General features: G+C 59.7%; 15 protein-coding genes and 4 pseudogenes. 10 read left to right on the top strand and 9 right to left on the bottom strand.

From position 1 onward, the window contains the following. The 3 genes from JCM19049_RS21925 to JCM19049_RS21915 all read right to left on the bottom strand — a co-directional run. Positions 1-866 (bottom strand): FAD-binding oxidoreductase (locus tag JCM19049_RS21925; RefSeq protein WP_306420605.1); only part of this gene is annotated, 866 nt, incomplete at its 3' end. After that, positions 830-1,237 carry a hypothetical protein gene (locus JCM19049_RS21920; RefSeq protein WP_306420604.1) on the bottom strand — a complete coding sequence of 136 codons (408 nt, stop codon included), beginning with the start codon at positions 1,235-1,237 and terminating at the stop codon, positions 830-832. The genes JCM19049_RS21925 and JCM19049_RS21920, both read right to left, overlap by 37 nt. Positions 1,238-1,239: 2 nt before the next feature. Continuing rightward, a complete protein-coding gene (locus tag JCM19049_RS21915) occupies positions 1,240-1,452 on the bottom strand; it encodes an FAD-binding oxidoreductase (RefSeq protein WP_306420603.1) in 213 nt (70 codons plus the stop codon). 361 nt (positions 1,453-1,813) lie between these two features. Here JCM19049_RS21915 and JCM19049_RS00750 point away from each other — a divergent pair, with 361 nt between their 5' ends. After that, positions 1,814-2,527 (top strand): hypothetical protein, encoded by a 714-nt coding sequence (locus tag JCM19049_RS00750; protein ID WP_054820490.1) that lies wholly within the window; start codon positions 1,814-1,816, stop codon positions 2,525-2,527. A 133-nt stretch (positions 2,528-2,660) separates the two neighbouring features. After that, positions 2,661-3,005: a hypothetical protein gene (locus JCM19049_RS00745; protein ID WP_054820489.1), complete on the top strand. Its 345-nt coding sequence runs from the start codon at positions 2,661-2,663 to the stop codon at positions 3,003-3,005. A gap of 78 nt (positions 3,006-3,083) precedes the next feature. On the opposite strand, the gene JCM19049_RS17580 is transcribed toward JCM19049_RS00745, so the two are convergent. The 4 genes and pseudogenes from JCM19049_RS17580 to JCM19049_RS17570 form a co-directional block, all read right to left on the bottom strand. Beyond that, positions 3,084-3,419 carry a hypothetical protein gene (locus JCM19049_RS17580; protein ID WP_279402131.1) on the bottom strand — a complete coding sequence of 112 codons (336 nt, stop codon included), beginning with the start codon at positions 3,417-3,419 and terminating at the stop codon, positions 3,084-3,086. A gap of 80 nt (positions 3,420-3,499) precedes the next feature. Beyond that, positions 3,500-3,646: pseudogene (locus JCM19049_RS17575) on the bottom strand (nitroreductase family protein); the annotation flags it as partial. Between the two features lie 398 nt (positions 3,647-4,044). Beyond that, a complete protein-coding gene (locus tag JCM19049_RS00735) occupies positions 4,045-4,671 on the bottom strand; it encodes a histidine kinase (RefSeq protein ID WP_279402134.1) in 627 nt (208 codons plus the stop codon). A 41-nt stretch (positions 4,672-4,712) separates the two neighbouring features. Next, complete coding sequence (locus JCM19049_RS17570; RefSeq protein WP_279402130.1) at positions 4,713-5,054, bottom strand: hypothetical protein; 342 nt, start codon at positions 5,052-5,054, stop codon at positions 4,713-4,715. Positions 5,055-5,543: 489 nt separating this feature from the next. Between JCM19049_RS17570 and JCM19049_RS00730 the strand changes: the two genes are divergently transcribed. The 7 genes and pseudogenes from JCM19049_RS00730 (at position 5,544) to JCM19049_RS00715 (ending at position 10,745) form a co-directional block, all read left to right on the top strand. Further along, entirely contained in the window at positions 5,544-6,236 is a 693-nt protein-coding gene (locus JCM19049_RS00730; protein ID WP_054820487.1) for a response regulator transcription factor, read from the top strand. Positions 6,237-6,481: 245 nt separating this feature from the next. Then, positions 6,482-6,583: pseudogene (locus tag JCM19049_RS21910) on the top strand (Clp protease N-terminal domain-containing protein); the annotation flags it as partial. Between the two features lie 12 nt (positions 6,584-6,595). Continuing rightward, the gene (locus tag JCM19049_RS21905; RefSeq protein ID WP_306420607.1) at positions 6,596-7,156 is read left to right on the top strand and encodes a Clp protease N-terminal domain-containing protein; all 561 of its coding nucleotides are present in this window, start codon (positions 6,596-6,598) and stop codon (positions 7,154-7,156) included. Positions 7,157-7,176: 20 nt separating this feature from the next. Beyond that, a pseudogene (locus JCM19049_RS21900) lies at positions 7,177-8,495 on the top strand (AAA family ATPase); the annotation flags it as partial. A gap of 3 nt (positions 8,496-8,498) precedes the next feature. Continuing rightward, positions 8,499-8,894 carry a hypothetical protein gene (locus tag JCM19049_RS21895; protein WP_306420606.1) on the top strand — a complete coding sequence of 132 codons (396 nt, stop codon included), beginning with the start codon at positions 8,499-8,501 and terminating at the stop codon, positions 8,892-8,894. A gap of 449 nt (positions 8,895-9,343) precedes the next feature. Then, positions 9,344-10,030 carry a hypothetical protein gene (locus JCM19049_RS00720; RefSeq protein ID WP_054820486.1) on the top strand — a complete coding sequence of 229 codons (687 nt, stop codon included), beginning with the start codon at positions 9,344-9,346 and terminating at the stop codon, positions 10,028-10,030. A gap of 52 nt (positions 10,031-10,082) precedes the next feature. Then, positions 10,083-10,745, top strand: a complete 663-nt coding sequence (locus JCM19049_RS00715) for an alpha/beta family hydrolase (protein ID WP_054820485.1) — start codon at positions 10,083-10,085, stop codon at positions 10,743-10,745. 145 nt (positions 10,746-10,890) lie between these two features. Here JCM19049_RS00715 and JCM19049_RS17565 read toward each other — a convergent pair. Further along, positions 10,891-11,291, bottom strand: a pseudogene (locus JCM19049_RS17565) (thiamine pyrophosphate-dependent enzyme). Next, positions 11,258-12,748: a sulfoacetaldehyde acetyltransferase gene (gene xsc / locus JCM19049_RS00710; RefSeq protein ID WP_279402129.1), complete on the bottom strand. Its 1,491-nt coding sequence runs from the start codon at positions 12,746-12,748 to the stop codon at positions 11,258-11,260. Before xsc ends, JCM19049_RS17565 begins: the two are co-directional and overlap by 34 nt. Positions 12,749-12,921: 173 nt before the next feature. Between xsc and JCM19049_RS00705 the strand changes: the two genes are divergently transcribed. After that, positions 12,922-13,749 carry an IclR family transcriptional regulator gene (locus JCM19049_RS00705; RefSeq protein WP_054820484.1) on the top strand — a complete coding sequence of 276 codons (828 nt, stop codon included), beginning with the start codon at positions 12,922-12,924 and terminating at the stop codon, positions 13,747-13,749. Position 13,750: the final 1 nt, after the last annotated feature.

Raw genomic sequence — 13,750 nt, 5'->3', positions numbered from 1 at the left:
CGCGGCTCCGGTCGCCGCCACCACTGACCGCGCAACACCTTGAAGGTTCCCGGCCCCGGCGCTCCGGGGCGGCCCGAGCCTCGGGGCCGGGCTCTTAAACGGCCTCGCGCGGATCCCCCAAGGTGAGGCTCCGGCCGCGAGGCAGAATGCGTGTTGGTCTTCGACCGATTACTGGTCTTAGAAGCCCTTGCGCAACGGTTGAAGTGACGGGCCACCGCGGGCACCGACTGGCCGGTGATCTGCGAGGCCAGGATCTTGCCGGTCAGCGGACCCAGGGCCACGCCCCACATGCCATGTCCGCCACCAACGGAGACGCGCGAGGAGTTGGTCTGCCCGATCAGCGGCAGGCCATCGGCGGTGCAGGGACGCCCGCCAACCCATTCCTCCTGGCGGTTCTCCCAGTTGATGCCGGTGTAGACCGGCTTCGCGGCCGCCACAATGGCCTCGATGCGCTTGGGCTCGAGCTTGTGGTTGGCGTCGCGGAACTCCATGGTGCCGGCGATGCGGAAGCGGTCCCCCAGCGGGGTGCAGGCCACGCGCTGTGCCGGGAAGTAAATCGGGTGGGTCGGCATGTGCTCCGGCTTGACCGTGAAGGAGTAGCCGCGGCCTGCCTGCACGACGACGTTCACGCCGAACTTCTTGGTCAGGTCGTTCATCCAGGCACCGGTGGCCATGACCACGTGATCCGCGGTGATTGCGCGGCCCTCGGAACCGATGACGGTCACCGAGCCGCCGTTGTCCCGCACATCGGTGACGTTGAACGAGCCGATGATGTCACCGCCGCGGGCCTGAACGGACTCCGCCAGCGAAGCCATGTACTTCGGCGGGTTCAGGAAGCGCTGGTTCTTGATGGCAATGCCGGCCACGACGTTCTCCGACAGGTCGGTTCGATGCCGCGCAGCTCATCGCCCGTCAGCAGGTCGTACTCCACGCTGCCACCGGTCTTGTGGATCATCTCGAATTCGTGCAGCAGCCCGTCGCGGTCCGCCATGGTGCGGAAACCGGTGAGGAACGGATTGGCCGGAGTGGTGGTTTCCTGCACTCCCGGGCCGGCCGAGGTGGATTCCGAAATCTCGTCGAAGGCGTCCAGGCCGCTGGTGCCGATCTCGGAGAAGGTCCGCATGGCCTGCTCCCACTTCTTCGGGGTGCTGTGCCAGGCGAAGCCGAGCAGGAAGCGGATCAGCTTGGCGTCGGCCTTCAGCGGGATGTACAGCGGCGAGGCCGGGTCAAACATCATCTTCAGCCGTTGGTGAAGACCGAGGGCTCTGCAATCGGCAGGGTCAGGGCCGGGGTCAGCCAGCCGGCATTGCCCCAGGATGCACCGGAGGCGACACCGCCGCGGTCTACGACCGTGACCTTCACACCCTGCTCCTGGAGGTACCAGGCGGTCGACAGGCCGACGAAGCCCGCGCCGACGATAACTACATGATCCGGGGCAGCACCCTTGGCCATGATCCACACTCCTTGAAACCAACGAAAATCTTTTGCTTCCCCTGAAGACACAAGGGAATAACTTTGCCCTCACTGTCTCGGTTTTGCCGCTCGATTGCAACGCGGACTGGAGATTCAACGGTGATCCAGGCCACATTTTGTACTACACTGAATTTTTTGGAGCAAAACTTGGGAACTACCGCAATATTTGCGGCGCTCAACGGGCTTTCGCTGCCTCTGCTCCGAATACTGGTGTTTTGCTGAGGTTTTCCACGTTTTGGAATTCCAGCCCGGCGATGGAGCCGGCCGGAGCTCAGAACCGCCTGCGTAGACTGGAATCAGATTCTTACTGCCAACCTACGCAAAGGACCGCGCGCCCGTCATGGCATCACGCAAACCGCACAAGAAGAAGACCGCCCAGGGCCACCCCGCGCGCCGCCCCGGCGCGAGCTCGGTACCCTTCGAAACCGAGGTCCGCCAGGCCCTGCAGCCCTTCAAACAGGCCTTGTACCGCCACTTCCAGCACGAGTCTGCCACCGAAACCCGCGCCGCGCTGGAGGGGCTGACCACCTTGCTAACCGTGCACGCGCAGCTGCGCAAGGAAGTCGATGTGACAACCCTGGATTCCACAGCCCTGGGTGAGCAACTCGGACACCTGCGCTCGTTGGGCGAGGAAGTGCTCAAGGCCAGCGCAGGGCTGCTGAAGCAGTACCTGGTCTTCCTGGGTCAAAGCGCCCACTTTGGCGGCAGCGTCGAGGACTTCAAGGCCAGCTTCGAGTTCCTTTCCCGCATGGCCGGAGACTCCCCCATCGTCGTGCCCTTTATGGAGGACGACGAGGCCAACGCCGCACTGGAGCAGTTGCCGCTGGTCTTCGCCGCGCGGGAGCTGGTGGCGTGGGTTGGCGCGGGTCAGCCAACGGACCCCAGTGGCGTGCTGCATGGCGAGCAGCTGCAGCAGGCCGCCGCGGCCTTGGGCATGGACGTGCGCATTGATGAGGCCGCCACGGAACCGGTAAAGGATTGGGAACCGGCCGATGGAACGGCAGTTTCCTCCCTCGGCCAGATTCCACGGCTTTCGGCTACTGGGATGCCCTGATTGGAACGGCCATGCTGCGTTACGATGCGCCCAACGCAGTGCCCACCGAGAGCCTGCGGGACGCCTGAACGCCGCCACCGGCCCAGGCGCCCGGCTGATCAAGGAGCTCGTCGCCGAAGTCGTCTTCTCCAACGTGCTCACCAATGCTCTGGCGGTTCCCGGTCAAGGCGAGGTGGCCGAGATGGTGGCCGGCGTCTTGAGCAATGCCGCCTCGTCCAACCAGCCGCGTGCCGAGTTCGCGTTGCAAGTACCGGGCAAGGATGACTTGCCCGAGGAACAACATCACCTGATTCCCAAGCTGGAATCGACCATCCCCGAAGTTGAGCGCGTGCTGCGCTGCTTCGAGCGCGAGGGCCTGGTGGTCATCGACGAGTTCATCGAGGTGCCAGAAGTCGTTCGCGGCCCGCTGGAACGCGCGCTGGAGAAGGTATCCGAACGGCTGCTCAGCGGCGAATCCGAGGCCTCAGAACAGGACTAGCAAACAGTTCCACGAACAGGACATCTGATATAGGTGGGGCGCGGTCCGACCATGGACCCGCCCCACCTGTACTTCTTGCTAGAGGCTGCGCACCGCAAACTCCGCCTCATGGCGCGGCAGGCGCTCCATCCAGGCATTGGCGCCCGGCTTGCCGACGTTGACGATCATGAAGGACTTGTGGCCCGTTTCTTCGTTAATGGCCGCGTCCACAGCTGCATGGTCAAATCCACCCATCGGTCCTGCGGCCAGGCCTACTGCGCGCACGGCCATCAGGAAGTAGCCCGCCTGCAGCCAGGCATTGCTGCTGCCCACGGCGGCGCGGGACTCGGCGTCCTCGAACATTGCCTTGCGTTCCGGGGCGTGCGGGAAGAACTTGGGGAACTGTTCATGCCATTCCGGATCGAAGGACAACACCGCCAGGGCCGGGGCCGCCAGCGCTTGGCAGCATTTGAGCCGGACATGGTAGCGGCGATGGCGTTGCGCGCTTCATCGCTCTTGATCCAACTGATGCGCAGCGGCTGATTGTTCATCAGTGTCGGACCCATCTTCATGGCATCGTAAATGGCTTCGAGGGTCTCGTCGGATACCGGTTCGCCACTGAAGGAATTAGCGCTGCGGGCTTCGAAAAACAGCTGATCCATCGCTGCGGGATCGATGGTGTATGCGTCGTGGGCCGTGGCATATGCCTGCTGGGTCACGGGGTCTCCTTCAGGGGCGAATTCGTTTACAAGTCAACAGTTCGCCATCATTGGGGATCCGTGCAACCGATTGTGAGTGGAAGCACACACAGAATGCGTTTGGACGTTATAAAAGGTACGTTGCATGTACTCTCGGACACGGCATGCGATGGGGGCACATCACCGAGAAAGTTACACTCCGTAGTACACGCAACGTACCTTTTAATCACTGCGGATAAAATCAGGAGCCACTCGCAAAACCCCGTCATTCGTCTTCCGCGGTGATCGGTCTTCACCGATACATATCTAACTTAACCCGTCATTCTGTGAAGCGAAATAGTACTTAAGTAGGAGGGGGTGGGTCAGAAGGGGATCTCAGCGACCAAAATCCACTGGTGAGCATGCTTTCCGGCCTCAAATTGGCCGCCGAAAGCCCGCATGCGGTCTTCCATGCCAATGAGACCACTACCACCCCACAATGCGTCGTTGGTGGCGATCTTCTTGCTAGTCATCACTTGATTCACCATGCGCAGCACCGCAGTGTCTCCGCGACGCTTGAGCGAAATTGAGCACTGACTGCCAGGCTCCGCGTGCTTGATGATGTTGGTAGTTGCTTCCTGCATCACTCGATAGAGAGCAGTATGTGCCGATCGTGGTAATTCAGAAATTTCTTCTTCGTCTACGTCAGTCTGCACGCCGAACCCAGCGTCTCTGAGCCTTTGGGAAAACACCGCTATCCCTTGAATGGCCTGAATCGTCGTGGCTGACGGTTTACCATCAGAACTTGCACCGATGTCACTCATGGTCCCGTCGGTACGGAGCACGTTGAGCATCAGCCGCAAATCGTGCAAGGTTTCCGAGCTCAGTTTGGAAATTACATCAATAGCTTCACGATAAGTGCTCTCATCGTTAGCGAATCTGGCAGCCTTAGACTGCATTGCCACGATAGTGATGTCGTGGGCGACGATATCGTGAAGATCCCGCGCGATGTTCTTACGCTCATCACGAATAGCGTTCTCTGTACGCTCCCTCAGCTCTCCATTTGGCGAGCACCTTGTTGATTTTTCTCGCGTAGAACGAAAATACTCCGTGAGGTAACAAATGCAAGTACGATCACTGGTAACTGCGCAACCATAGTAATGGCGTCAGATTCAGCACTCACAGCAAACTGAATCATCCATACCGCCAGTAGCGCTAAATATATATTTCGGACTAACGCTGATTCCACACTTGCTGCCAAGGCCGAGAAAATAGCTAGTGAAGCAATCAAAAGTAGAAATAAGTCCGCGTTACCGAAGGCAAAAAAAAGAACGCCAACGAAGGCTCCCAGTGAAGCCCACACGAAACGGTATGCCGCCACCAGAATTGCCAAGAGCAGAAGGCCGAAGACTGCGCCCCGTATTACGCGACCTTCCGTGTTTTCGAATCCATTCTGAAGCAGAGTCACGAGCTCGGTGACAGTAATGGCAGCGATTGCGACTACACCTAGCCAAATAATCGCATTTCTGCCGCCGAAAACCCGGCTTAGTTGTACTCGTGTTCGAAAACTCATGAGAAACCTAAGCCGGGTTCAAGCGATCAAACCGATCCAGGATCAGCAAGAGACCCCATAGCGATTGCACAGCCACTTGGAGAAGTCAGTTCCCCAACCAGCCGGCGAAGACCGGAGGTCCTGCCTGTGCCACGGCCGGTGCGGCCTGGGCGGGTGCGGCGGACTGAACGGCGGCAATTGGCGAGATAGCCAAGGCCAGTGCAGCTGCTGCATATACGAGTTTCATAATCCATCCCCAACGCTAGAACTTATATACTTCGACACTAAGCAGCCACTTTTTCGGTTCCCGCAAAGGAAGATGAATTACCCATGGAGCAAGTCAGAGTTCTGATTGCGGACGACGAACCGCTCATCCGGCGTGCCTTGGGCACAATCCTAGCAACAGACGATGCCATTTTGTTATTAAATTCCGTACAAAATGGACAGGAAGCAGTAAGCTACTGCTCCTCTCACGAGGTGGATGTTGTTCTCATGGATTTGCAGATGCCGATCATGGACGGCGTCGAGGCCACCCGACAGATCAAACACCACAGTCCGCAAACGGCAATCCTGGCGATTACCGCGTTCTCCTCCGACGATTACCTGGTGCCCGTCCTGCTGGCTGGCGCCTCGGGGTACCTCGTGAAGGATACCGAACCGGCGGAAATCGTTCAGGCAGTATTGTCGGTGCATTCGGGCACCGCCGCCATCTCCCCCTCGGTATCCACGGACCTGATCGCAGCCGTGCAGCGTGCCTACAGCCCGCCCGCCTCCTCCGAAGGTGTCGCTGACGAGCTGGGCCTCACCGCCCGCGAGATGCAGATCCTCACCCTCTTGTCCCAAGGCCTGAACAACACCGAAATCTGCAAATACCTCGATGTCGCCGAGACGACGGTTAAATCGCATATGGCCAAAATCTTCCACAAGCTTGGCGTGCGTGACCGCGTCCAGGCACTGATCGTGGCCACCCAGCTCCAACTGGTGAATCTCAACGCGCGCGAAATCGACCCCCCGCACCGTTAAAGCCGCCCCAGCGTGTGAAGCGCATAACTTTCGAACCAATTTTCGGTGTTCGGGAATAGTTGGCGATCTGTAGCGTTGAACATGAGTACGTAACACTCAAGTTTCAGGAGGCTCACTTGCCAGCGTTCTTCGGTTCATCCGCCGATGGCTCGTTTGAGGAATTCCTTTCGCGGTTCCTCTCTTCGCGAGCCCAATCAGCCCGTCCGATCGACATCACCCGTCTGCTCTCGCAACGCACTCATGAAGTGGTTTCACGGGCTGCCACTATTGCCAGCGAGGACGGCCACGACGAAATCGATGCCTTGCACTTGCTTTTGGCATTGCTGCATACCGAACCGGTTGCCTCACACTTGAAGTTCATGGGAGTGGACCTCGAGGCCCTGGCCGCCGCCGCCAACCAGCGTCTTCCCAAGCGCTCGGAAAGCAACGAGAAGACCAACCGGCTCTCGGCCGCTGCCCAGCGTTCCCTGTTTGACGCCTACCAGGTGGCCCGCAACTACGGCTCCACCTACATTGATCCGGAGCACCTGTTCCTGGCCTTTGTCTTCTCCCCGGAGTCCCCGGTGGGGATCTTGCTGGCCGAGCACGGTGTGACCGCCCAGTCCCTGCAGCAGGCCGCCGCCGAACAGGCACAGCGTGCCGCCGGCCAGGGGCAGCAGGAACAGCAGCAGGAATCCGACGAGTCGATGCTGGAGCGCTTCGGCACGGACTTGACCGCCCTGGCTGCCGATGGGCAGATCGACCCGGTGATCGGTCGCGACCAGGAACTGGAGCAGGTCATTGAGATCCTGGCCCGGCGCACCAAGAACAACCCGGTGCTGATCGGTGAAGCCGGTGTCGGCAAGACCGCCATCGCCGAGGGCCTGGCCCGTTCCATCGTCGCCGACGAGGTGCCGGAGCAGATCTCGGCACCCGGCTGATCTCCATTGACCTGCCGGGCATGCTCGCCGGTACCCGCTACCGCGGTGACTTCGAGCAGCGCCTGACCTCCCTGCTGGAGGAAATCGCCAGCGCCGAGGGCCAGACCATCGTGTTCATCGATGAGATGCACCTGCTGGTCGGCGCGGGGGCCGGGGAATCGGGCAGCATGGATGCGGCCAATATCCTCAAGCCGCGGCTGGCCCGCGGTGAGTTGCGGCTGATCGGCGCCACCACCCTCTCCGAGTTCCGCAAGGTGGAGAAGGATGCCGCGCTGACCCGCCGCTTCGGCAAGGTCACCGTCAATGAGCCCAGCGAGGAGCATGCACTGCAGATCCTGCAGGGCCTGAAGGAGTCCTACGAGGACCACCACCAGGTCCAGTACACGGACGCGGCCCTGCAGGCCGCGGTGAGCCTCTCGGCCCGCTACCTGACCGACCGTCAGCTGCCGGACAAGGCCATCGACCTGCTGGACATTGCCGGTGCCCGGCGCTCGATTGCCGCCGACGGCACCGTGGATGTCCAGGCGCTGCGTTCCGAGCTGGTTGACTCCGAACGGGACAAGGCCCGGGCCATCGCGGAGGAACGGTTCGAGGACGCCGGTGCGTGGCGCGACCACATCACCGAGCTGACCGAACGGATCCGCCAGGTGGAGTCCACCGGTGGCAAGAGCGTGACCCGCGTGGTCGATGAGGAGCAGATCGCCGAGGTCATTGCCCGCTCGACCGGCATCCCGGCCGCCCGGATCACCTCGGATGACAAGTCGCGCCTGGCCAAACTGGAAGAGGAATTGCATTCCTCGGTCATCGGCCAGCACGATGCGGTCTCCGCGGTGGCTCGTGCGGTGCGTCGTTCACGCACCGGCATGGCCAACGCCAACCGTCCGATTGCCTCGTTCATGTTCCTGGGCCCGACCGGCGTGGGTAAGACCGAGCTGGCCAAGGCGCTTGCGACGAACCTGTTCGGCAAGTCCGATGCGCTGATCCGTATCGACATGAGCGAATACGGTGAGAAGCACACCGTGGCACGCTGATCGGTGCCCCTCCGGGGTACATCGGTCACGACGAGCCGGGCCAGCTGACCGAAAAGGTGCGGCGCAACCCGTACTCGGTGATCCTGCTCGACGAGATCGAGAAGGCCCACCCGGACATCTTCAACGTCCTGTTGCAGGTGCTCGATGACGGACGGCTGACCGACGCCCAGGGCCGGACCGTGGACTTCTCGAACACGCTGATCCTGATGACCAGCAACCTGGGTAGCCAGTACCTGGCCAGCCGCACCGGTTCGCTGGGCTTCGCCTCCGCCAATGCGCAGAGCGAACGCTCGGACATCCGGGCAAAGGTCATGGGCAAGGTGCGCGAATTCGTTCGCCCCGAGTTCCTGAACCGCCTGGATGAGGTACTGCTGTTCAGCAAGCTCAGCGAGGAGGAGATTGCCCAGATCGTGACCCTGGTGCTGGGGGAAACCCGCAGCTACCTGTCCGACCAGAAGCTGCAGCTGAAGGTGACCGATGCGGCCACCAGCTGGTTGGCAACCGAGGGCTACGATCCGGAGTTCGGCGCCCGCCCACTGCGCCGTCTGGTGCAGCGCAAGGTTCACGACGCGATCGCGGATCTGCTGGTCGCTGACGAACTGGGCGAGGGCGACACCGTTCTGGTCGATGTCGTCGACGGGAAACTGTCGGTCGGCAAGGATCAGCCGGTGGCGGCCGCCACCACCGCCGAATACTTCGGGGTCTAACCCGAATGCGGTAGCCAGCTGCTAGCTGCAACTGCCCCGCAGTCCTTTTCACCTTGTGTGCGAAGGCTGCGGGGCAGTTTTGCTGTGCCGGGAACAGCGGACAGAGCCGCGTGGCGAGACGAGGCGAGAAGGTGGCCAAACAGGTTTCGTTCCTTATCAGGTCCCGGTCTACACTGATCGGGCATCACCCGACCTTGAAGGCCTCATGCGCGCAGCTATCCCCTTGTCTCTTGTTGTTGCCGGGCTGCTGCTCACCGGCTGTTCCACGGCAGCGGTTCCGCAGAAGAGCGCTGAAGCGGTCACCCAGCCTTCGTCGGCGGCACCGTCCACTGCTGCCGCTACAGCGAATCCAGACGTATCCTCCCGTTCAGAGTGAGGATCCTGCATCGTCACGTCCGGGCGCATCCCCTGCCACGACGGCTACCACCCAGGAGTGGGCGGACGAAAAGATGGCCATGTGGGTAGCGAATTCGGGGATCAAGTCCGTTAAGGGGTTTCTTCCGCCCTACAACCTCATCAACTCATGGAAAGTTAACGAGCCGGGCAATATCACTGTCTACCTAGAGAATTCCTATCGGTTCAACTCGGACGGCATGTTCCAGAGCTATCAAACCGCTGAGGATGAGCTGCGCGTCATGGGACTAGTTATGTTCGAGAGCATCGGAGAATCCTCTCCCGAGCTGGAAGCCGTCACTTTCACGACAGAGGACGGAACAAAAAGCGGAACCTACTCTCGTGCGCGCACCGGAGCGGATCCGGCCGACCTGGAGAATTGGGCCGAAGAAAAATACGCGCAGTGGCTCGACAGCATGAATGATACGTACGAGTCCTTCTGCGGAAAGAACATCAAGAAGTTGGACGATTATCGGTCCTGCATTCCCACCGATCCTCACGCGTACATTGCATCCGTTGAGGCGCCTGCACGCGGAGAGCTCTTGGTGACCTTGGCGGACGGAAAATGGCAAAACAACACCTACAACACTGCAAGAATCCCCGGTGTCGATTTTGTCTCCGGCAACATGATTCTGAATATCAACAAGAAGGCTCATAGTAGTGAGGCCGTGGAGAAGTTGACTGTAAAAACTGAAAACGGGAAGGAATCCAGCACGGGAACGCGCGAGCAATGGACCCAGTAATGCTCTACTCCACGACCTTACGACGTCAATGCCGCCACATAGGGTTAACCACATGAGCGAAGAACTACGAATTCCACTCGACAACGAGACCGTGAGCGCGCTCTGGGATCCAGCCACGGATCCAAAGGCGCTTCTCATCGTCGCTCACGGCTCAGGCGCGGGCAAGGACCACCCGTTTATGTCCGGGTTTGCCACTGCGTTGCCCGGACTTGGGATCAGCACGCTGCGCTTTAATTTTCCATACATAGATGCGGGCAAGAAGTTTCCGGACCGCGCTCCCCGAGCAGTAGAAGTGTGGAAACGGGTAAGGGAATGGGCTGCTGAAAATCTTGCCGCAGGTCTTCCCGTATTCGCCGCTGGCAAGTCCTTCGGTGGGCGCATGGCGTCGGCAGCGGTGGCCGAAGGGATGCAGACTCCAGGCCTCATCTTCCTTGGTTATCCGCTGCACGCACCAAAGAAGACCGAAAAACTGCGCGATGAGCATCTGTACGGTCTGGACACCCCAATGTTGTTCTTGCAGGGAACCAAGGACCCATTTGCAACACCGCAGCTGCTCGAGGATGTGGTCGGAAAACTTGGCGCAAGGGCAACACTGCAATGGATCGAAGGCGGCGATCATTCCTTCAAGACGGCATACTCCGGGCGCTCGGTCGAGCAAGATGGAGCCCTGCTCGCTCCGCTTGCCTCCAACTTCATCGACCAGTTTCTGCTGTAACTATTTTTTGGGCCCGAGGGTAAAGGCAATGGGTGTCCTGGCCCTCCCCTAATGGGAGAGTGACAGGACACCCATTACCCGGTGTACAGAGCCTCTAGTCGGGCCGCTTATTGCAGATTATTCGCTGCTTATATTCGGTCTCCTTTTATACGTAGTCCTTGTACTTCTCGAGGTGGCGCACTGGAGTCGACAGCGCATCACGGCGGAACGGGTCACCCAATTCTCGGGTGCACATCACTTCGATGACAGTGGTCTTGCCGTCGTTCATTTGTGCATCCACGGCAGCTTGGAGTGCGGGTCCGACATCCTCGAGTTTGTCGACTACGACTCCTTCAGCGCCCATGCTGCGAGCCATCTCTGCAAAGCTCTCGCCGTTGTCGAGTTCGCCTGCAACAAAGCGGCGCCCGTAGAACTCCACCTGGTTCTTCTTCTCTGCACCCCACTGCCGATTCCGGAATACAACCGCAGTGACAGGGATATCGTGGCGGACCGCGTCAGAACTTCTCCCATGCTCATGGCCCACGCGCCGTCCCCTGCGTAAGCAATCGCCGGTCGTTCAGGCGCGGCTGCCTTAGCTCCAATGATCGTCGCAGCGCGTAGCCGCAGTTGCCAAAGGACATCGGCGCAAAGAAGCTGCGTGGCTTCTCAAAACGAAGGTAGCTGTGGGCCACAGAGTTGATATTGCCGATGTCGGTTGAAACCATAACGTCTTCGGGCATGGCCTTCTCCAGCTCGCGCAGGACCTGACGAGGATGCAGCCAATTGCCGTCTTCGTCCTTGGCTTCTTCAATCACATCCAGCGAATAGTCATCCTTTTCGTGCGTCCAAGCCGAGAGCTCTTCTTCCCACGCTTCTTTCTCAGCCCGGATAGCTGAAGCACGTTCCGCCTTCGTGGCATCCGAATCAAGCGCACGGCTCTTCAGACGCGCGACCAGTTCCGTGGCGACAGCCTTGGCGTCCCCGCAGATACCGACGGAGATCTTCTTAACCAGGCCCAGCATCTTGTGATCAGCGTCGACTTGAATGATTTTTGCATCGTTTGGCCAGTAAGCCTGGCCGTACTGCGGCAAGGTGCCAAATGGTCCAAGTCGCGTGCCCAGTGCGAGGACGACGTCAGCTTGGGAAATCAGCTTCATCCCCGCCTTCGAGCCCTGGTAGCCCAGAGGACCGGCCCAAAGAGGATGGCTGGCAGGGAACGAGTCGTTGTGCTGGTAGCTGTTCACGACCGGAGCGCCTAGCCGTTCAGCGAGGGCTTTACACTCTTCGACGCCGTCAGCCATAACGACGCCCCCACCGGAAATAATCACGGGGAACTTGGCCTGGGCCAGCAGTTCCACCGCCTCGTCGAGCGATTTCGTTCCACCCGCTCCACGGTCGACACGACGTGGCTCAGGGATCTCCGTCGTGGACTCGCCATAAAAGTAATCGCGAGGGATGTTGAGCTGTGTCGGGCCGATTTCGCTCATGGCCCGATCGAAGCAACGTGCCGTGTATTCTGCCATGCGGTTGGGATGGGTGACATGTCCCTGGTACTTGGTGAACTCCTGGAACATAGGCAACTGGTTGGCTTCCTGAAAACCACCCAGTCCCATGGTGTTGGTGCCCGCTTCTGGAGTCACAATAACAACCGGGCTATGGGCCCAGAATGCAGCGGCGATACCGGTGACACAGTTTGAGATGCCAGGGCCGTTCTGCCCGATGACTACACCGTGCCGCCCGGATGCACGGGCGTAGCCGTCAGCCATGTGTGCAGCGCCTTGCTCGTGAACCACCGGTACCAGGCGAATCCCTGCGGGCGCAAAGATATCCATGGCGTCCATGAAGGCTGAGCCCATGATTCCAAAGATATCGGTGACATCATTGGCTACCAAAGTTTCGACGAACGCCTCAGACGGCGTCATCTTTTGCACTCCCTTGACCGCTTCGCGCTTGGCGACCGGCGCTGTCTGCGCGCTCGCGTCGTCCGCCTCAACCCGCTGGGATTCAATGATCTGTTCGGACATGTTGCCCCCTTCAGTGAACATACTTTCTGCATCTCAGAAATGGTGCGTTTTCCCATAGAAAATGGGATTGACACCAAAGCTATGCGAGCTGAGTCACATTCGTCAAGACCTGTTCAGCTTTTTGTTTTGAATGCTAGTATTTAATGAAACTTCGAATCGGGAGGAGTCCCACCATGGACAATCTCACCGAGCCTTCGCTCGGGGCGCAGGGGTCGGTACAGGGCGAGACGCCGGCACTACGCTTGTTCGCCTTACTGGAACTCATCACAAGCCGAGATCAGCTATTTACGCTGCAATCACTTGTCGATCAGACCGGTCTGCCTAAGCCGACATTGCACCGGATGTTGCAGCAGCTGGAAAGCGCGGATCTGCTAACTCGGCACAGCGATGGACGCCATTACGCCACGGGAGCAAGAATGCGGCGTCTTGCCGAGGACGTTTTACTTAATGACACACGCAAAGGTGCGCGTAACGCGATCTTGCAGGACCTAGTGTCCCGCATCGGCGAAAGCTGCAATATCACTGCCCTCTCCGGCAACGAGGTGATCTATCTAGATCGCGTCGAAACTTCTGAACCAATTCGCGTACACCTCGGCCCGGGCTCTCGCGTTCCGGCGCACTGTTCAGCGAGTGGAAAGCTCATCATCGCTCAATTTGGCCCTGCGCAGCGCCGTCGTCTACTCGGCACGGGTCGCCTACCTCGGTACACGGAGCAAACGCTGACCGATTTTGAGGCACTGGAATCCGAGCTGGCACTCGTTCGTCAGCAGGGCTATGCACTCGACCGTCAAGAATTCTTGAACGGCCTAGTGTGTCTCGCGGTCTTAGTTCCGAACGCGGCAGGACGCTCGAATATGTGCGTCGCTATTCAGGCACCGGTAATGCGCAAATCTGCATCGGATCTGGAACAGCTACTGCCGTTGGTACAGCAAGCAGCCGCAGATATTGCGCGAATTGAGGATTTGGAAGAAGACGACAGCCCACTAGCTGCAGGATGGTAAA

It is taken from the genome of Arthrobacter sp. JCM 19049 (genome assembly GCF_001310435.1).
Note: the sequence above shows the minus strand (reverse complement) of the source record. Positions and strands in the feature narration are given on the sequence as shown.